18 protein-coding genes are annotated in these 19312 nt (G+C 41.0%); 3 read left to right on the forward strand and 15 right to left on the reverse strand.

Features of this window, described 5'->3' with window-relative positions:
* Positions 1-55: 55 nt before the first annotated feature.
* The 4 genes from ABXG83_RS02615 to ABXG83_RS02630 form a co-directional block, all read right to left on the reverse strand.
* Positions 56-1213, reverse strand: coding sequence for a PQQ-dependent sugar dehydrogenase (locus ABXG83_RS02615; RefSeq protein ID WP_353549937.1), 1158 nt, complete (start codon positions 1211-1213; stop codon positions 56-58).
* A gap of 107 nt (positions 1214-1320) precedes the next feature.
* Complete coding sequence (locus tag ABXG83_RS02620; RefSeq protein WP_353549938.1) at positions 1321-2694, reverse strand: hypothetical protein; 1374 nt, start codon at positions 2692-2694, stop codon at positions 1321-1323.
* 12 nt (positions 2695-2706) lie between these two features.
* A complete protein-coding gene (gene gyrA / locus ABXG83_RS02625) occupies positions 2707-5364 on the reverse strand; it encodes a DNA gyrase subunit A (protein WP_353549939.1) in 2658 nt (885 codons plus the stop codon).
* A 228-nt stretch (positions 5365-5592) separates the two neighbouring features.
* Positions 5593-6321 carry a head GIN domain-containing protein gene (locus ABXG83_RS02630; protein WP_353549940.1) on the reverse strand — a complete coding sequence of 243 codons (729 nt, stop codon included), beginning with the start codon at positions 6319-6321 and terminating at the stop codon, positions 5593-5595.
* A 112-nt stretch (positions 6322-6433) separates the two neighbouring features.
* Between ABXG83_RS02630 and ABXG83_RS02635 the strand changes: the two genes are divergently transcribed.
* Complete coding sequence (locus tag ABXG83_RS02635) at positions 6434-7753, forward strand: saccharopine dehydrogenase C-terminal domain-containing protein (RefSeq protein ID WP_353549941.1); 1320 nt, start codon at positions 6434-6436, stop codon at positions 7751-7753.
* Positions 7754-7758: 5 nt separating this feature from the next.
* Here ABXG83_RS02635 and rnr read toward each other — a convergent pair whose 3' ends face one another.
* The 6 genes from rnr to ABXG83_RS02665 all read right to left on the reverse strand — a co-directional run bounded on the left by rnr (position 7759) and on the right by ABXG83_RS02665 (position 13596).
* A complete protein-coding gene (gene rnr / locus ABXG83_RS02640) occupies positions 7759-9771 on the reverse strand; it encodes a ribonuclease R (protein WP_353549942.1) in 2013 nt (670 codons plus the stop codon).
* Positions 9768-10853 (reverse strand): tetraacyldisaccharide 4'-kinase, encoded by a 1086-nt coding sequence (gene lpxK, locus ABXG83_RS02645; protein ID WP_353549943.1) that lies wholly within the window; start codon positions 10851-10853, stop codon positions 9768-9770. Before lpxK ends, rnr begins: the two co-directional genes overlap by 4 nt.
* Complete coding sequence (locus ABXG83_RS02650; protein ID WP_353549944.1) at positions 10843-11412, reverse strand: 5-formyltetrahydrofolate cyclo-ligase; 570 nt, start codon at positions 11410-11412, stop codon at positions 10843-10845. Before ABXG83_RS02650 ends, lpxK begins: the two co-directional genes overlap by 11 nt.
* Positions 11413-11421: 9 nt before the next feature.
* Positions 11422-12069, reverse strand: coding sequence for a dethiobiotin synthase (gene bioD / locus ABXG83_RS02655; protein ID WP_353549945.1), 648 nt, complete (start codon positions 12067-12069; stop codon positions 11422-11424).
* 148 nt (positions 12070-12217) lie between these two features.
* Positions 12218-12763: an RsmD family RNA methyltransferase gene (locus ABXG83_RS02660; RefSeq protein ID WP_353549946.1), complete on the reverse strand. Its 546-nt coding sequence runs from the start codon at positions 12761-12763 to the stop codon at positions 12218-12220.
* Positions 12760-13596: a DUF3822 family protein gene (locus ABXG83_RS02665; protein ID WP_353549947.1), complete on the reverse strand. Its 837-nt coding sequence runs from the start codon at positions 13594-13596 to the stop codon at positions 12760-12762. Before ABXG83_RS02665 ends, ABXG83_RS02660 begins: the two co-directional genes overlap by 4 nt.
* Before the next feature lie 79 nt (positions 13597-13675).
* Between ABXG83_RS02665 and ABXG83_RS02670 the strand changes: the two genes are divergently transcribed.
* Together ABXG83_RS02670 and ABXG83_RS02675 are read left to right on the forward strand one after the other, a co-directional pair.
* Positions 13676-15034, forward strand: coding sequence for an MATE family efflux transporter (locus tag ABXG83_RS02670; protein WP_353549948.1), 1359 nt, complete (start codon positions 13676-13678; stop codon positions 15032-15034).
* Positions 15035-15112: 78 nt separating this feature from the next.
* Positions 15113-15760: a hypothetical protein gene (locus ABXG83_RS02675; protein ID WP_353549949.1), complete on the forward strand. Its 648-nt coding sequence runs from the start codon at positions 15113-15115 to the stop codon at positions 15758-15760.
* A gap of 63 nt (positions 15761-15823) precedes the next feature.
* Here the strand turns inward: ABXG83_RS02675 and ABXG83_RS02680 are convergent, their stop codons facing one another.
* From ABXG83_RS02680 to ABXG83_RS02700, 5 genes are all read right to left on the reverse strand, one after another.
* A complete protein-coding gene (locus ABXG83_RS02680) occupies positions 15824-16081 on the reverse strand; it encodes an acyl-CoA-binding protein (RefSeq protein ID WP_353549950.1) in 258 nt (85 codons plus the stop codon).
* 18 nt (positions 16082-16099) lie between these two features.
* Positions 16100-16870, reverse strand: coding sequence for a tetratricopeptide repeat protein (locus ABXG83_RS02685; RefSeq protein WP_353549951.1), 771 nt, complete (start codon positions 16868-16870; stop codon positions 16100-16102).
* Positions 16867-17232 carry a dihydroneopterin aldolase gene (locus tag ABXG83_RS02690; RefSeq protein WP_353549952.1) on the reverse strand — a complete coding sequence of 122 codons (366 nt, stop codon included), beginning with the start codon at positions 17230-17232 and terminating at the stop codon, positions 16867-16869. The genes ABXG83_RS02685 and ABXG83_RS02690 overlap by 4 nt, the downstream gene beginning before the upstream one ends.
* A 111-nt stretch (positions 17233-17343) precedes the next feature.
* The gene (gene trxB / locus ABXG83_RS02695) at positions 17344-18291 is read right to left on the reverse strand and encodes a thioredoxin-disulfide reductase (RefSeq protein WP_353549953.1); all 948 of its coding nucleotides are present in this window, start codon (positions 18289-18291) and stop codon (positions 17344-17346) included.
* Between the two features lie 77 nt (positions 18292-18368).
* Positions 18369-19250: a DUF4249 domain-containing protein gene (locus ABXG83_RS02700; protein WP_353549954.1), complete on the reverse strand. Its 882-nt coding sequence runs from the start codon at positions 19248-19250 to the stop codon at positions 18369-18371.
* Positions 19251-19312: the final 62 nt, after the last annotated feature.

Consider the following 19312-nt stretch of genomic DNA (forward strand, 5'->3'; position numbering starts at 1 on the left):
TCTTGATTTGATTTATTGCATAAAAATCAAAAAATCACAGATCAAAAAATCAAACTTATTCCCCTGTAACCCGAATAATTCTACCCGGTCCTTCTACCGATACATAAATATTTCCATCGGGTCCTTGTTTTACATTGCGGACACGACCGATGCCTTCTAAGATCTTTTCATCTTTGGTGATCTTGTTGCCTTCTAACACAGCCCTGCTAACATAATTGAATTTGAGAGAGCCCGTCAATAGATTGCCTTTCCAGGATTTGAATTGATCACTCGTGATCACCGCCATACCACTGGGTGCGATCGATGGAACCCAATATTTCAATGGCTCAGTAATTCCGCTGGCAGAAGGATTGGATGATACTGCAACACCATCATAGTTTTTTCCATAACTCACGAGTGGCCATCCATAGTTTTTCCCTTTTTCTACGAGGTTGATCTCATCACCGCCCATCGGACCATGTTCATTTTCCCAGATGCGGTTATTGATCGCATCATAGGTCATGCCTTGTGGATTGCGATGTCCATAAGAGTAAACGGTAGTGGCTGTTGTATTACCCGGAAGAATGGGATTATCTGAAGGTACTTTTCCATCATCTGTCATGCGATGTACTTTCCCCCAATCGCTTTTGGTATCCTGCGCATTCATGTTTCCGCTGCCTACGCCTCCATAACTGGTAGAGCCGCCCTCTCCTATGCTCAAGTACAAAAAGCCGGCTTTGTCAAATACGATACGACTTCCATAATGGCCATACCAGGTATTGACAGTTTTGGTTTGAAAGATGGTCTCGGCATTGATGATCTGATTACCATTGAGTTTAAAACGTGTGAGTTTTAAGAGTGCGCCATTCAGACCATTCTCGCTGGCTGCATAAGAAATATAGATCCATCCGTTATTGGCATAGTTGGGATGTACTTTGATATCTAATAAACCGCCTTGTCCATTGGTGAATATGCCGGCAGGCACACCGCTGATCTCCTGGATATTTCCATTGGAAGTATACCGAGCGATGGTGCCTTTCTTCTCGGTGAAAAGCAGGTCACCATTGGGTAAGAAATCCATTCCCCAAATGATCTCTCTGTTATTGACAATGACCGTTGTTTTCAATGTGGGATCACCGGTAAGTGGCAATTCAGGATTTTTATTGGATGAACCTTGGCAGGAACCAAGAAAGAGCGTTAGTCCCAATAAAGATGTAATGATTGCTGATTTCATATGCATGCGTTTGAAAAGTCTACTAAATGTAATTGTTCTGGTGCCAAATAAAAAGCCCTGTTAAGGCTTTAACAGGGCTTTTCAAAATTTGTTGGTGGAACTATGTGTTAGAATTTGTTATGCAATGCATCAAACTCTTTGTATTTCGCTTCAAAAGCATCGAATGCAGCATTGTCTTTACCTCTGGCTTTATCACGCTTGTAAGCATACAAGTTAGCTAACCAGTCAACAGAACGGTTGATCACACTTTTTTCGCTATTGGTTCTGGTGCTCTTATCTTTTAAAATGGTATATGCTTTTTGTAACCACTCGATCGCCTGGTCTACTTGTTTCGCGATCGATGGTTCTAATGCAGCATTGGCTTTCAGGAAAGGTTCAGCTTCAGCTTTGGCTTTTGCTTCTACAGCCGCTTTTTTCTTAGGATCTTTTTCAACAGGCTTCTCCGCATTGATTCTTTGAACCGAGCGAATGTTTTCACGTATTACATCATCAAGCGTAGCAAATGTATTGTAGCTCACTACACCTACGTTAAACGCAGCGATGGCATTGTTGCTGTTTTTAGCAAATGCTTTTTTGAAGGCTTCGATCGATTTGTCGGTGTATTTAGCGGCAGTAGCACTATCTAAATCGTCTTTGTTTTTAGCGTTTGCGAAAGACTCTCCGAATAGCAAGTATTTGTTTTCAGACAAAGTTCCAGCAGCATCTTCTTTGTCATACATTTCAGTCTTTGCTTTCAGATCATAAGTGTCGATAAAATCCATTTCATAGCTCTCCCACTCTTTGCTTAATGAAGGGTGAACTTCATTAGCCAGTGCAAGGTTCTTTTTGAACTGAGTTTCGTCTTTTTTTCCATTGGTATAATAATCCAATAAGAAGCGATACACATCTGTGAAGGTTGAGTCATTCACTTTGTTATCTGCAAGGCGCTGATAAAATTCAGCAGCAGTAGCTGTTTTCTTTGCGTTCTGGAAAGCATAAGCGGCGTAGAGGATAGAAGTGGTATCCATCTTCAGGTTATTGCTGATCCATTTGTTTTCGATGATCTGATCGATGTATCGAATAGCGGTAGCAAAGTTTTCACCGGCATTGGTCCAGTCTTTGGCGTTAAAGCTTCCGGTTCCTTTGTTGATGAATGCTGAATACATATCAAAATAAGCACCGATACCATCTTTTTCTTTTGCGATGGCATAAGTAGGATCCATTTCCTGGTATTTTTTCAAAGCAGCTTCTGCTTCAGTTCCGGCATTGGCATACTTAGCGCTCAGTTCAGGGCTTTTAAAGATCGCAGCATAGATCTTTCCTTTGTACATGTATGTCTCTGCTTTAGCTTGTGCTTTTGGATCAGCAGCTAATTTATCGATCTCTGTTTTTGCATCTTCCACCCTGCCTAATATTAATGCATTTTGTACCTTTTTATAATCCTGTGCGGTAACAAACTGCAAGGTTGCAGCGAACATGGAAAGCATGAATAGCTTCTTCATAACGGGAGGTTTTTAATCTTGGTTTTCGTTAGTGGTTGAATCGTTATTTTCTGTTGCAGGGTTTTCGTCTGTTGAATCGGTTGCTGTTGGCTCTGTAGACGCTGTGTTAGCCTCGTCTTCATCATCTTCTTCGATCTGTGAAATAGCAGCGATCTCATCTCCTTCATCGATCCTGATCAGTTTTACACCCTGTGTCGCTCTTCCGGCTTCACGGATCTCACTGATGCTGGTACGAATCGTAATACCTGATCTACAAGTAATGATAAGATCTTCTTTTTCAGTTACATAGAGGATGCCAACTAAACTTCCTGTTTTGTCTGTGACATTGATCGTTTTCACCCCTTTTCCGCCTCTGTTGGTGATACGATATTCATCGATCGGTGTTCTTTTTCCAAATCCTTTTTCACTCACCACCAGGATGGTTCGGGTTGTATCTTCCTTATTTACACAGATCATGCCAATCACTTCATCTTTTTCATCATCTACTTCAATTCCTGCCACACCGATCGCTCCTCTGCCTGTTGCCCTTACTTTTTCTTCCTCAAAGCGGATCGCTCTACCACTTTTAACCGCCAGCATGATCTCTGATTTGCCATCGGTCATTCTTGCTTCCAGTAGTTCATCTCCTTCTACAATGGTGATCGCATTCACACCATTGGCTCTTGGGCGACTGAAATCTTCCAATGAGGTCTTTTTGATGATCCCTTTCTTGGTACAAAGTACAATATAATGTTGCTGTACGAAATCTTTATCGGCGAGATTTTTTACATCAATGATGGCTTTTACTTTATCATCACCCGGTAATTGGATCAGGTTCTGAATGGCTCTTCCTTTGCTTTGTTTTTCTCCTTCCGGAATTTCATATACACGCATCCAGTAGCAACGTCCTTTTTCCGTGAAGAAAAGCATGGTATCATGTGTAGAAGCCACGAACAAGTGTTCTACATAATCTTCTTCTCTTGTCTTAGAACCCACGGCACCTCTTCCACCGCGTTTTTGCTGGCGGTATTCAGAAGCAGAGGTTCTTTTGATATAACCCAGGTGTGAGATGGTGATCACCACATCTTCTTCTTCAATAAGGTCTTCGATACGCATTTCATCAGCGAGATATTGGATCTCACTCTTACGTGCATCACCGAATTGTTCTTTGATCTCGATCAATTCTTTTTTGATCAGATCATAACGCAGTTCTTCACTGGCCAATAAAGCTTTCAGGTCTTTGATGGTATTGATCAAACCATTGAATTCTTCAATGATTTTTTCTCTTTCCATACCTGTCAAACGCTGTAAACGCAATTCCAGTATGGCTTTGGCCTGTGCTTCTGATAAGCCTTCTTCCTGCTTGTATAGTTCATTGGAAAGATCAGTGAAGAGTTCTTGTTTGAGTAGCCATTTGGCTTCTTTACTCTTACTGATCAGACTTTCTTTTGCTTCATCCGGTGTTCTGCTGGCACGGATCAAACTGATCACTTCATCCAAATGATCCAGTGCTTTGAGGTATCCTTCTAAGATATGCGCACGTTCTTCTGCTTTACGCAGATCGAACTTTGCTCTTCTGATCACGACATCCATCCTGAAGTCAATGAATTCAGCGATCAGGTCGCGCAAATTCATGATCTTAGGTTTGCCTTTCGATAAGGCTACATTATTGATACCGTAGCTGGTTTGTAATTCTGTGTATTTGTACAGTTGATTGATCACGACCTGTGCTACTGCATCACGTTTCAGATCCAGTACAATACGTGTTCCTTCACGTTTGTTACTTTCATTGTTTACGTGTGCAATTCCTTCAACGGTCTTGTCATTCACCAATTGTCCGATACGATCGGTCAGTTGATCTCTATTTACCTGATACGGCACTTCAGTGATCACGATCTGTTCGCGGCCACTTTGTTTGGTATCTACATGACATTTACCACGCACAACTACCCTTCCTCTACCGGTCAGCATCGCCTGTTTCACACCTTCCATGCCATAGATCACACCTCCGGTTGGAAAATCAGGGGCTTTCACATGCAGCATCAACTCTTCACCGGTAATGTCTTTGTTCTCGATATAGGCCACACAACCATCTACCACTTCGCTCAGGTTATGGGGCATCATGTTGGTAGCCATACCTACGGCAATACCTGATGAACCATTTACCAATAACTGAGGAATACGTGAGGGCAGTACAGTAGGCTCCTGTAAAGAGTCATCAAAGTTCAATTGAAAATCTACCGTCTCTTTTTCAATATCATCCAGCATGGCTTCCGCCACTTTCTGTAATCGGGCTTCGGTATAACGCATGGCTGCAGGTGGATCACCATCCTGATTACCAAAGTTACCCTGACCGTCTACCAGCGTATAACGCATCGTCCAGTCCTGGGCCATACGCACCAATGTATCATAGATGGATGAGTCACCATGCGGGTGATATTTACCCATGACCTCACCCACGATACGGGCAGATTTTTTATAAGGCTTATTGCTGTTATTGCCCAATTCATTCATCGCATAAAGCACCCTGCGATGCACCGGTTTGAAACCATCTCTGGCATCCGGTAAGGCACGGCCAACGATCACCGACATCGAATAATCGATGTAGGCGGTTTTCATTTGTTCTTCAATATTGACCTGTATAATGCGGTCGTTATCGCTCGTCTGTTCGGGTAGCAGATTTTCTTCCATGTTCGCGTTTCTCGTACGTGTTTTTGAGTTCTTACCGGTAGATTTTTAGACCTATAAATCCGGGATGGCGAAGATAGTTTTTTTAGGTGGGAAAAAGGGGCTGAAATAGCTGTTTTTTAAGCTGTTTTATCCACAAAACTGCATAAAAAAACACCCTTCTTTTCCATCACTCACAGCGATGGGAAAAGAAGGGTGTTTTCTGCTCTATAACCTTTGTTCCGGGCTGGCCTAATTGGTCACTTTACGGATATCTGAACTACCACTTTTAGAGGTTCTGGCTGTTGCATTTCCTTTATAATGAATATCACTTCCTCCGGAAGCATTGGCATCCATTTCCTTATTCACGGTAATATTCACATCACTACCTCCGCTGGAAATCACATTACATACATCGGTGATCAAACCAAATCCATCCACATCACTTCCTCCTGAAGCACTGATCCTGGCTTTAGATGCCTTACCGCTTAGGTCGGCATCACTACCACCACTAGCAGTAAAACTCAGATCATCACAGGCTATTTCTCCTTTGAGATCTGAACCTCCTGAAATGGAGATACTCAATTTATTGCTTCTGATGACCGTTTCGAAAGATACATCTGAGCCTCCGGATGCGCTTAGTTTATCAAGCTGCTTTACAGAAACATAGGCTTTCAGTTTCTTATTGCCACTATTGCCTCCCCAACTCCAGTTATTACTTTTTTCATAGTATATCTTCAATACCCCATCTACTACTTCCGTAATGATCTTATCACGGTATTCTTCAGCAGAAGCACTCACCGCTACCGCTTCTTCAGCAGATTGTGTGAGATACAGATCAATACCACTGGATACCTGCACCGCATGGAAATTCTTGAGTCCATTACGCGATTGTGCATTGGCATCACGAATGGTCTTTTGCGCAAGGATCGTTCCCGTTAACATCAGTAAGGAAACGAATAAGGTAATAACATGTTTCATGTAGCGTTTTTTGAGTTGAACGAACGAGCTTTTCTTTAGTTACAGGTGGATATTGAATTTTCTGAGGATTTTAACCAAATGATCAATTCCTCTTTTCTCCTTAGCTTGCGGCATGTTATTTCCACCCACCCATATCCTCGTTTTTGGCGCCGGTAAATCAGCTACTGTTTTGATCGATTATCTCAAACGTGAGACCAGACGCAGGCTATGGGAATTAACGGTGGCAGATGCTGATCTCGAAACGGTTATTCAAAAACTGGGTACTGAAATTCATACCCATGCCATTCAACTGGATATCACGGATAGTGAAAAGAGAAGAAAACTGATCGCCGCTGCTGATGTAGTGATCTCCTTGATGCCTCCTGCTCTTCATTATCACGTAGCATTGGATTGTTTGAGCCTGGGAAAACACTTGCTCACCGCTTCTTATGTAGACGATAAGATCAAAGCATTACAACAAGAAATAGCAGAAAAGGGATTGTTGTTTTTATGTGAAATGGGATTGGATCCCGGCATCGATCACATGAGTGCGATGCAACTCATTCATTCCATCAAAGCCAAAGGCGGAAAGATCCGTTCTTTCTTATCACATTGTGGTGGATTGGTGGCTCCTGAAAGCGATACCAATCCATGGCATTATAAAATCAGTTGGAATCCCCGCAATGTTGTACTCGCCGGTAAAGCCGGGGCGATATTTCTAAAGAATGGGGAAGAAAAATCATTGTCTTATGAACACTTATTCCGCGAATCCGGCAAAGTATCCATCCCCGATCTGGGAACATTAGCATACTATGCCAACAGAGACTCGCTCAGTTATATTCCGAAATACGATTTACAAGATTGTTCAACTTTTATCAGAACCACACTTCGCTATCCGGATTTCTGCAAAGGTTGGGCTGCTATCGTTGACCTGAAACTTACTGATGAAATCGAGACCTATGATACGGATAATATGCGCATGTGTGATTTTATCCAATTGCATATTCAACGTCATCAATTGCCCGTAACAGCTGATCGTTTATCATCCGATTCACAGATCCATCAAATGTTAGTGAGTCTGGGTTTGAATGCGGAACTACCGATCAAAAAAGGGATATGTACAGCTGCCGATATTCTTCAATGGAGAATGGAATCATCCTGGATATTAGAGCCGCATGATAAAGACATGATCGTAATGCTACATGAAATCGAATATGAGTTGAATGGCAAACACAAATCTGTGAAAAGCAGTTTGGTAGTAAAAGGGGAAGATCATCTGCGTACTGCCATGGCCAAAACAGTTGGATTGCCTTTGGGAATTGCAGCTGTTTTACTTGCAGAAAAATCTTTGCATGAAAGGGGTTTACATATTCCAATCATTTCATCGATCTATACACCGGTATTGTCTTTATTGGAAAAAGAAGGGATCGTCTTTCATGAAGTGGAAGACTGATTTACCTATTTCCCTTTTGTTTTTTGACTTTTTCCTTTTGACTTTTCATTTTTTCCCTCGATCACCCATTCATAGTCCAATTGTCTTTTTTCAAGATTCGCTGCCACTACCCTGATGGTCACTTTATCACCCATGCGAAATGTCCTGCCACTTCTTCTGCCTACCAGGCTATAATCACTTTCAACCAATCTAAAATCGTCATAATCACTCAATCCGATCAAGCTCACCAGTCCTTCACATTTGTGTTCGACCGTTTCAACCCAAAAACCAAAACTGGCAACACCGCTGACCACACCTTCAAAAGTTTCACCCAGGTAGTCACGCATGTACTCCACTTGTTTGTATTTATTACCTGCCCGCTCACATTCCATCGCGGCGCGTTCTCTGTCGCTGCTGTGTTTGCACTTTTCTTCCATCTTTTTATCGATCATCGGTTTACCCTGTAACACAGTTTCGAGTACACGGTGTACCAATACGTCGGGGTATCTTCTGATGGGAGACGTGAAGTGACAATAAAATTCAAATGCCAGTCCATAGTGACCAATATTCTCCGTGGTATACACTGCTTTGGCCATAGTTCTGATACCTAATTGTTCCAGTACATGTTGTTCAGGCTTTCCTTTTGCATCTGCAAGCATCTGGTTAAAACTTGCTGCAATGGATTCAGGCGTACTGAGATCAAATTTATGTCCGTACTTTTTCGCGAATTCCATAAAGGGAGCCAGTCTTTCGGCATCAGGCTGGTCATGTACACGATATGGGAATGGGATAGCTTTTTTATTGATCTGAATTTTTGAAACATTCTCTGCAACTGTACGATTCGCCAATAACATGAACTCTTCGATCAGTTGGTGAGCTTCCTTGCTTTCTTTTACTACAATACCTACCGGCTTTCCCTTTTCATCCAACTTAAAACGAACTTCTTGCGAAGAGAAGTTGATGGCACCCTTACTGAATCTTTTCTTTCGCATTTTTTGTGCGAAGTCATTCAAGAGTAGGATGTCTTCAACAAATTTTCCTTCTTTGGTCTCTATGATCTGCTGAACATCTTCATAAGTAAAACGATGATCCGAATGAATCACAGTTCTTCCTAACCAGTATTGTTTGATCTCACCTTTTGCACTCATCTGAAAAATAGCTGAGAAAGTGAACTTGTCTTCATGTGGTCTGAGTGAACACAATTCATTTGAAATCCGTTCGGGTAACATCGGATTCACCCTGTCTGGCAGATATACGGAAGTAGCTCTTTTATACGCTTCTGCATCCAATTCTGTCTCCGGATGAACATAGTAACTCACATCAGCGATATGTACGCCGATCTCATAAATACCATTGGATAATTTTCTGATTGAAATGGCATCATCAAAATCCTTGGCATCCACCGGATCAATGGTAAATGTGCGGATATCTCTGCAGTCCTTTCTTTTTTTGATCTCTTCTGAATCCAATATTTCCGGCAATCGTTCTGCTTCTTCCAATACATCTTCCGGAAAGAAAAGCGGGAACCCGGCCTGTGCCAGTAATTCCTTCATGGCCGCATCATTCTCATCTTCCGGTTGCATAACGCTCACTACTTCACCTACCGGTTTTTTGTCTTCTTTATCCCATTTGACCAATCGGGCCACTACCCTGTCTTTATTTTTTGCCCCATTCAATGAGGTAAGCGGAATAAAAAGATCCGGCATGGGTTTATCCGTATCCGGAACGAAAAAAGCAAAATTGGTAGAGAGCTGTATATAGCCAATGAATTCTGTTTGTCTTCTGCTGATCACTTCAGTGATCTTACCTTCTTTCTTTCCTGTTCTTCCGTTTTCACGCACTACTTTCACACGAACGATATCTCCATTCAGTGCATTCATGAAATCACCCGGACGAACCAGTACGTCGCCACTGCCATTATCGATCACTACATATCCCATGCCTGAACGGGTTACTTCCAGCTTACCTTTAAGTAGTTGCGCCGTTACAGATTTTTGCTTTTGCTTTTGTTTCTTTTGCTTGGATGTTTTCTTACTCATGATATAGGCTTGTACCTAAAGTTCCTGATAAAATCAGTAACCATACGATTAAATTGTTCACCTTCTCCAAACAAAAAGTCGTGTCGTATGGGGAGTACATACATCGGTAATGACTTTAATTCATTACTGAATTTTATTAGTCTTACCGCATCTTTTTCTGTGGTTAGAATGATCTTGTCTTTGGCATGAATACCATCGAATTTTTCCTTTATTTCATTCAGGTCATCGATCGTAAAAATATGGTGGTCTGAATAGTCTTGCTGATAATAAGTGTGCGTGCATTCATGCAGGTATTCTTTCAATGGTTTGGGGTTTGCAATACCACATACCAGCAATACTTCCACTCTGGGTGTTAACAGCCATTCATCTTCATAATTGAAAATATGATAAGGCACACCATAAGCGATCCTAGTAAAGAATACTTTTTGATCTGCACGTGGTTTGAGGTTGCGAATGATCTGTTGTTTTCTTTCAAAAGAAAGATCAGCAGGGCATTTGGTGACCACAATGATATTGGCTCTTTTAGCTGATCTTCTTTCATCCCGCAGGTCTCCGGTTGGTAAAAAGAAATCGTTGACGTAAATATTGCTGTATTCAGTCAATAAAATATTAAAACCCGCATTGACAGAGCGATGTTGAAAAGCATCATCCAAAATGATCGCTTGCAGATCCGGTACATCCTGTAATAATTGTGGGATGGCAACCAGTCTTTCTTCGCCCACTGCAACGGGTATTTGCGGAAACTTCATGTGAAACAACATCGGCTCATCTCCTATTTCCAGAGCGGTTGTATTCGGATTGGCCAATGCATATCCCTTTGTTTTTCTTTTATATCCTCTGCTTAAAGTACCCACTTTGAACTGCGGTGATAGTAGATACAGTAAATATTCTACCATCGGTGATTTTCCTGTTCCGCCTACTGCTAAGTTGCCTACACAGATCAATGGGAAATTGAAAGATGCAGACTTGAGGTATTGCTTATCGAACATCCAGTTGCGGATCCGAATAACGAGTCCATATAATAGTGCAACCGGCAACAACAGTACCCTAAAAGAAGTAAGAAATATTGTATTAAAATTCATAGACCTCGTTCGGCGTGATACAGTAGTTCAAAGGTACATCAAATTCGTGGGTGTCTGAGATCAATGGGATCGGGTCAAAATAACTGAATCCTATTGCAACTACATCAGTACGGCATTGTTGCAGGTATCGGTCATAAAATCCTTTCCCATAACCTACCCGATATCCATTTACATCACAGACCAGCATGGGTACAAAAATCAGATCGATATCACTAGGCGGAAGTGGTGATGTATCCGACGGTTCTGTAATACCCCATTGATTGACCTTATAAACCGTTTCTTCATGGATCAAATGAGCGGTCATAGTGCATGCTTCTTGATCTGCTACAGGATATGCGATCCTGAGACCGGGTACCATATGTCTTAAATAGCCGGAAAATAAGTGTGTATTCGGCTCGGCTTGCGCATGCATCGGCCAGTACGTTAGTAATGTATGAATACTGCTAAAATCAAATTGCTGAAATTGTATCAACATCAGATCATCCATTCGCAAACGATCATGTCCATCCAATTCTTTTCGTTTGGCTTTATAGATCTTTCTGAGTGCTTCTTTGGTCATGTTGATCTCTTATAGATAACGATACAATGTACTACGGATATTCTCTGCCTGCTGATGAATAAAGGTAGGATTGATCTCAGAAAGATAAGGGATCGATCCCAAAGAAGGATAACCACTCCATGTAACAATTTCATCTTCATAGTTCAGGTATTGATCATTGAAGATCCACCCCATCACATCAATACCCATCTGTTTGCAGTATGCTGCTGTTAAACGCGAATGGTTAATGCTTCCCAAATAATTCCGGCTGACAAGGATCACCCTGGCCTTCAATGAAAGAATCAGGTCTGCAATTGATTGCTGATCATTCAAAGGAACCAATAAGCCTCCAGCCCCTTCGATGATCAGTGGACGATCAGCTGTTTTATGTTCCAGTTCGACTGCTTTTTTGGTGATGACATCGATGTCAATCGTTTTCTGCTCTGCTTGTGCAGCAATATGCGGTGATGCAGGCATCTGTAAACAATAGATCTCCGGATGAATGATGGTCTTTGTATTCGTTACCAATTGTTGCACCCTTTGCGAATCTGTACCGGTTTCAAAACCTGCTTGTACCGGTTTCCAATAATCAGCTTCCAGCGCTTCAGTTACAATCGCAGATACTACGGTCTTACCGATCTCAGTTCCAATACCTGTTATAAATATGGGGCGGTTCATTTAGTTGATAGCTTATCGTTCATGGCAAATAGTAAATAGACCATGATGTTTTATTTTATGATATTTTGCAAAAGAAATTTATCAGAACATTTTCTTACAGTACAATGATTCGTTCATATATAATGGACAATCCGCAATGAACAATAAGCTATAAGCTATTGTCCACAAAAAACGAAAACAAAGTTGTTCCGTAATTTCTTTGAAAGCTAAAGCCTTCAAATTTTTCATAATTATTTCTGGGTGTATGTTCAAGTACAAAAAAACCTCCCTTACGGATCATTTTTTTTGCAACGATGATCTTGGGTAGTTCATCAATGGTGCCTAATGCATAGGGCGGACCTGCAAAAATAAAATCGAAATCTTCTTCGCAGGATTGCAGATAAGCAAATACATCCATCTTCAAGACCTTAAAATTTTCCATACCCAACATGTCTGCATTCTTTTTAATAAAAGCATGCATGATGGGGTCTTTTTCAATAATGGTCAATTGTGCAGCGCCACGTGAAGCCAACTCATAACTGATGCACCCGGTACCACCAAAAAGATCCAATGATTCAATGCCTTCAAAATCCATTCTGTTCTGAAGGATATTGAACAAGCCTTCTTTCGCAATATCAGTAGTGGGTCTGGTATGTGGCATCTGGGCGGGTGGACTGATCCTCCTGCCTCCCCATTTTCCGGAAATGATTCTCATAGTGACGGATTAAAGAACGGGGTAAAATAATGTGAATGATAAGATTCAAGCATCTCAGGGATCAACGCTGATTCCGCAAGCGTACTAAAAGATCGTTTGGGGAATAATTGTTGCAACTGCTGATGTAATTCACCATGCGGTTCGATAAAGCCACTCATCTCAATATGGGTATCTTCAGGTCTTAGCGTATGCTCCTTGAGTATTGATAGCAGATAAAAGCAAAGATCTGCAGCTGTTTCAAATGTATATGATTGAATCAACTGAAGTTGTCCTTTTATCATCAATACCACAATGAAACATTGTGGGTACACGCGTAGCTGCAATAATTGATCCGGAAGATCCTGTCTGGCAAAAAGCTGATCAAGCATTCCTGTGTATACATGATGCCCCTGGAACAGGTGGAAATGTCTAACGGCCTGGTCTAATATGGTTTTTCTGATGCGATAACAGTTCACCATATTTTTTGGGTCTGCTAACTTATCATGTTTCTGTTCATGTCTGTTAGACTCCCCGTATATCAGGGATAAAAAGTCTGCGGAGGCTGCACTATTCATTTTCTCACCCGGAATGATCAATGCTTCACGAAAATTGTAACAGAGATCTATATTGCCGGAATATTTATCAAGTAAAACGGAATTGTTTTTGATTTCGAAGAATACATCACTCCATTCATTGATATCATTATCCAGCTCAAAGAATTCAAAAGCATAGATCGATGCCTGATCGGCGATAGAGCAAGCAACATACAAAGGACCTATTTCCACCCGAAGTTGATGTTCAGGAGCGATGACCACCGGTGTGGGTGGATAGAATGCCATTGTTTTTCTTGCCATACAATCGATATTGATTGCAATGATATAAAAAAAGCCACTGATTTGTGCACAGGTTAATATTGTAGCTTTGCCCGCGTTTATGGAAATCGGAAAAGGCAATATGAATTTACAGGTGTCGATCAGTCATCGGCAGATATTAAGCATTGCGCTACCCATCACCGCTTCCATTATTGTTCCTCAGATCAATTTCATCACCAATAATATTTTCCTGAGTGGCTTGGGACAGCAGGAATTAGGTGTCGCCGGAATTACCGGTGTATACTATTTGATCTTTGCGGTCATCGGACAAGGGCTTAACAATGGTTTACAAGCTCTGATCTCTCGCAGAGCCGGTGAAAACAGGGTCGATCAAATCGGTAGTTTATTTTTTCAGGGGATACGCATTTCATTGGTATTGGCTTTGATGGGAATATTGATCACCTGGTTTTTCGCTCCAATATTATTCAAATATGCACTTCAGGATCCGGAACGTGTAGACATGGCCGTATCTTTTTTGAATATCCGGATTTTAGGTCTTCCCTTTTTGTACGTGTATCAAATGCGAAATGCATTGTTGGTAGGTACCAATCAAAGTAGATATCTGATCATTGGCACCGCAACAGAAGCTGTCACCAATGTTTATTTTGATTACGGATTTATTTATGGCAAATTGGGATTACCTGAACTTGGGTTCAATGGAGCTGCTTATGCCTCTATTATCTCAGAAGTCGCCGGTTTATTTGTAATATTTTTTGTGATTCAAGCCAAAGGCATCAGTAAGAACCTGAATTTGTTTCAAAACACGAAATATGATTGGAACAATATCAAATTGATCTTGCGTATTTCTTTTCCGGTGATCCTGCAGTTTGCTATTAGTATCATAAGCTGGGAGTTCTTTTACATTCTGATCGAACATCATGGTGCGAGAGATCTGGCCATCTCGAATACAATGCGCAATATTTTTGGATTCTTTGGCTGTTTTACCTGGGCCTTTGGTGCTACAGCCAATAGTATGGTAAGCAATGTTATCGGGCAAGGGAAACAGGAACGCGTGACCGAACTGGTGAAAAAGATCATGTTGTGGAGTGTGGGTTTTGCTGTTTTTGTCTGCACCGTTTTGAATCTGTTTCCACATAGTTTCTTGTCTGTTTATGGACAGGGAGAAGATTTTATAACAGCCGCTATCCCTGTGATGCGCATAGTATCTGTAGCGCTTGTATTCATGTCGGTATCAGTGATTTGGCTGAATGCTGTAACGGGTACCGGTAATACCAAAGTGAACCTGTATAGTGAGATCGCTGCGATCATTTTATATTGTTTATACGTTTATACCGTACTAGAGAAACTTCACTTATCAATTGAATGGGGATGGGCAAGTGAAATGCTTTATTGGACCACCCTATTCATCCCGTCTTTCTGGTATATGACCAGTGGAAGATGGAAGAAGCAAAAATTATAATCCCTACATAATCTCTTGTTAAAGTGATCGATTCATGCAGCATTGGAGATTATTTTCTTTTCTTTGAAAAAAAGAAAAATGAGAAAATTAATCATCTTCCCGTTGTTGTTGATTTCTTTTATCGGATATGCACAATTCCAGCGGAACAATGTTTTGTTGACAGGATTTGTGGATATGTCAACCAATAAAACGAATAACTTATCTCCCGCTTCCAGCAATTCTGCTTTTGGAACAGGGTTGAGTATATCAGCATCCAAATTTATATCTGACAGAAAGTTGAACAGTCTGACCTTGTCTTTTAATCACAATGTTTCCAAGCAAAATCCAACTAGTACTGTTGAAAATAAACAGATCAGAAATGGAATTGGTATTGCTTTCGGACATACCATTTTAACACCGCTGGCACAAAGGGTGTACCTCAGTTTCCCTTTTTCTTTTGGTACCAGTTTTTCTCGTTTTGAGTTGAAGAGTAACAATCAACTGGTGAATAAGGCCAATAATTTCACCGCAGGTGTTTCAGCAACGATCGGTATTGTTTATTTGACTAAAAAGAAGTGGGTCTTCTCTGCGAATATGGGGTCATTGGCAGGTATTCGTTTTGATCATGGTAAAACATATTCCGGCACGATCAATGAAACCAGATCAAACTCATTTAATATTTATGGGGGTGCACTTGGAACAGCCTTCAATAATATGAGTATCGGTATTGGATACCTGATTAAATAGCGAATAAGAAGTCGTGAATAAAAAAATAAGAGATGTATGGTTGGTACGTCTCTTATTTTATTTTTAGCCTTTCAGTTTTTCAACCAGGTCAGCATATTGCTCCATGGCTGTTTCTTTGGTCATTCCTTTTAATTTCTCCCAAGCCTCATGCTTGAATTTCGCAACAAAATCAAATGGATTCGAAGGACCGGCATCTGTATTATCTCCCTCTGTAGCTTGTTTGTATAAGGAGTACAGTTGTAATAAAGTTTCATTATCGGGTTTCTCAGACAATGTTTTGCTGTTTGCTACAGCAGCTGTAAAACGTTCTGTTAATGACATAGGTGTTGATTCAGTATTTTATTGAATAGCTTCTAACATTTTGGCTCCTTCTGCTTTGATAGCAGGATCATCACCGGTTCTGGTAGGTAATTTAACCAATTTATTGAGCACTTCGATCGCTTTGGCCGGTTGTCTTGCTTCTTTGTATGCTTTTGCCAGATCCAGATAATTCAAAGCGAAATAAGGCTCCAAAGTTTTACATTTCTCCATATAAGCGATCGCTTTATCCAGATCTCCAGACGGTAAGCCACCATAAAATAATTTCACCGCAGCTTTTTTCAATCCGGATAGTGTGACCATTTCATAATGCCATTTACCCAATGTATAATTGGCTTTAGCATGATCGGCATTTATGCTTAATGCTTTATCCGCATATTGTTTGATATCTTTCACATACGCTACGATCTGCTTATTCTCCGTTTCGATATCCGTCATTCTACCCGCGATCATGGCCATCGCATAAGCGGCATCTGCATGATTACTGTCTGACTGCCAAGCGCGTTTCGCATAGGACAATGCTGTTTCATAAAACAGACGCTTGTTGTTCTTATCTCCTTGCCTACCCCCGATAGCGGCACTCAGCTCAGTTGCTTTTACCAATGCTTTTACATTCGCAGGGTCTTGTGTGAGGATCAATTTATATTTCTCCAGGGCCTCATTCTCCTTTTGTACACGCTCAAAATTGGATGCCTCTTTGAATAAAACATTGATATCCTGTGACCATATCGATAAAGGCTGAAACATCAGTGAGCAACAAGTTGCCAATATTATATTAAGCACTTTTTTCATTGAATATCTTTTCTATGAATGATGAGAGATACACCCGTTGATCCTTGAAAAGCGGGGATCGGTGGATGTAGTTTTTTGATCGCAATGTTCACTGTTACTGACAGAGAAAATTGTGCCAAGATTTCCAATGCGATGTCAGATGCTACCGTTTCCAGTAAAGGAGTGGCGATCGACATTCTTTTTTTGACCAAATCATACAATGCCACATAGTCGATAGTATTCTCAATCGTTGTGACAGGATATTTTGAAGGATGATAGTTAACGGATACATCTACAAGAAAGTCATTTCCCAAAACCTTCTCTTCCGCATATACCCCATGGTATGCATGTATTATGACTTTATGAAGATGAATTGAAAGCATGAGAAAAATAGAAATAAGAAACAAAAAATAAGAAACAAGAATCAGGAAATAGGTGAATGGATTTTTAGTTCCTTATTTCCTATTTCCTGATTCGTATTTCTTTGTTTACTACTATGCCAGTCCTTTAGCAGTAAGGTATCTTTCAGCATCTAATGCCGCCATACAACCACTGCCGGCTGCGGTTACAGCCTGACGATAATTTTTATCTTGTACATCACCTGCCGCAAAAACACCTTCCAGATTCGTCTTGGTGGTACCAGGTATCGTTTTAATGTAACCTGTTTCATCCATATCGATCCATCCTTTGAAGATATCGCTATTGGGCTGATGACCGATTGCAACAAAGAAGCCGCTGATAGGTATTTCTTGGGTTTCTTGTGTTTGATTGTTTTTGATGCGTACACCTTCTACTTTTTTTTCGCCTAAGATCTCATCGGTATCAGTATTCCAATACACTTTGATATTAGGCGCATTCAATACGCGATCCTGCATCACTTTACTTGCACGCATTTGATCTCTTCGTACGAACATATGAACAGTAGTACACAGCTTCGATAAGTATAAAGCTTCTTCAGCAGCAGTATCTCCTGCGCCTACGATCGCTACATCCTTTCCTTTGAAGAAAAAGCCATCACAAACCGCACAGGCACTCACACCAAAACCATTGAGCCTTTGCTCACTCTCAAGTCCTAACCATTTGGCGGATGCTCCGGTGCTGATGATCACAGCATCTGCTTCGATCCATTTTTCTTCATCGATCTCTACCCGATAAGGTTGTTGACTAAAATCTACTTTAGTGGCCATGCCATATCGTATATCTGCACCCATTCTTGCTGCCTGCTTTTCAAAATGAACCATCATTTCCGGCCCCTGAATTCCTTCAGGATAACCCGGATAATTTTCTACTTCTGTTGTAATGGTCAATTGTCCACCGGGTTGTATGCCCTGGTATAAAACCGGTTTCATATTTGCACGGGCTGCATATATAGCTGCGGTATATCCTGCCGGACCAGAACCGATGATCAATACATGTACTCTTTCTGTTGCTTCACTTGCCATACTTGTTTTTTTATATTAGACGAACAAATTTATTGAACCCTTGCAGTTTCCGGTTTTCGTTTTTACACAATCCGTATTTATTTGGGGATAATCAGGCTCCGATATTGTGCGGCATAACCACAAAAAGCACCCAAGGCATTATTGCTGATATTGCCGATCACTTTTCCCGGCGATGAAAATGGATTACCTACGGATTGCAGGTTGAATTCCCAGGTTCTCCAAAAATCAAAGGTTGATTTATTGATATTGCACAGTTTTACCGATACCGTATCCCCTTTCTGGAAGAAACCATAAGTCTCAAAATCGATCTCTTCATTTCTATTGACGCCTCTGTCTACCTGAATTTCATAAGTCTTTCCATCAATAATATTATCATCGAAAACACTGTTGAGTCCGGGTAAGAATGGTTGTCTATTCTGACGGGTAAAATAACGGATATAATTACCCAATCCCGGTGGGTCCTGTACCCTAGCCATCAATACAACTTTCTTAGGATCATCATTATTGGGTGCCGGTTTCCACCAGATAGAGTCCATTGTTTTTGTCAACAAAGGAATGGAGGTTTCACTATTATAAGAATTTCCATCAACAGTGATGGACAGTTTATAAGTTTTACCGAATTGTCCGGTCAACGGAGAAGCACCTTGAGGGTCTGTGCTATAATAATAAAAGCGATTACCACTGGAATCTCGTAATTCAAATTCTTTGAGCGGATAAATGGTATTACCCTCTTGAATCGTTACACTGGCATTTCGAACATATGATGCGGCCAATTCTGCTGAATCAATTGTAGTAAAGAAATTCAGTGACCTGCTCAGCACAACGATCGGAGGTCGACCGTTCTCGATTTCAGCATCTACCACTAAACGACTGTCTCTAACGGTAGGTACAATATTGATTTCTCGTTCACAAGAGATCAGGGTGATGCTTAACAATAGAAAAATCAGTTTCCGAAACATGCTGCAAAGGTATTTCAGTTTATGTTAATACTATATAAAACAAAAAAGCCCTTTCCGGGTTG

It is taken from the genome of Sediminibacterium sp. KACHI17, assembly GCF_040362915.1.
In the GTDB taxonomy this organism is placed as follows: Bacteria; Bacteroidota; Bacteroidia; order Chitinophagales; family Chitinophagaceae; genus Sediminibacterium.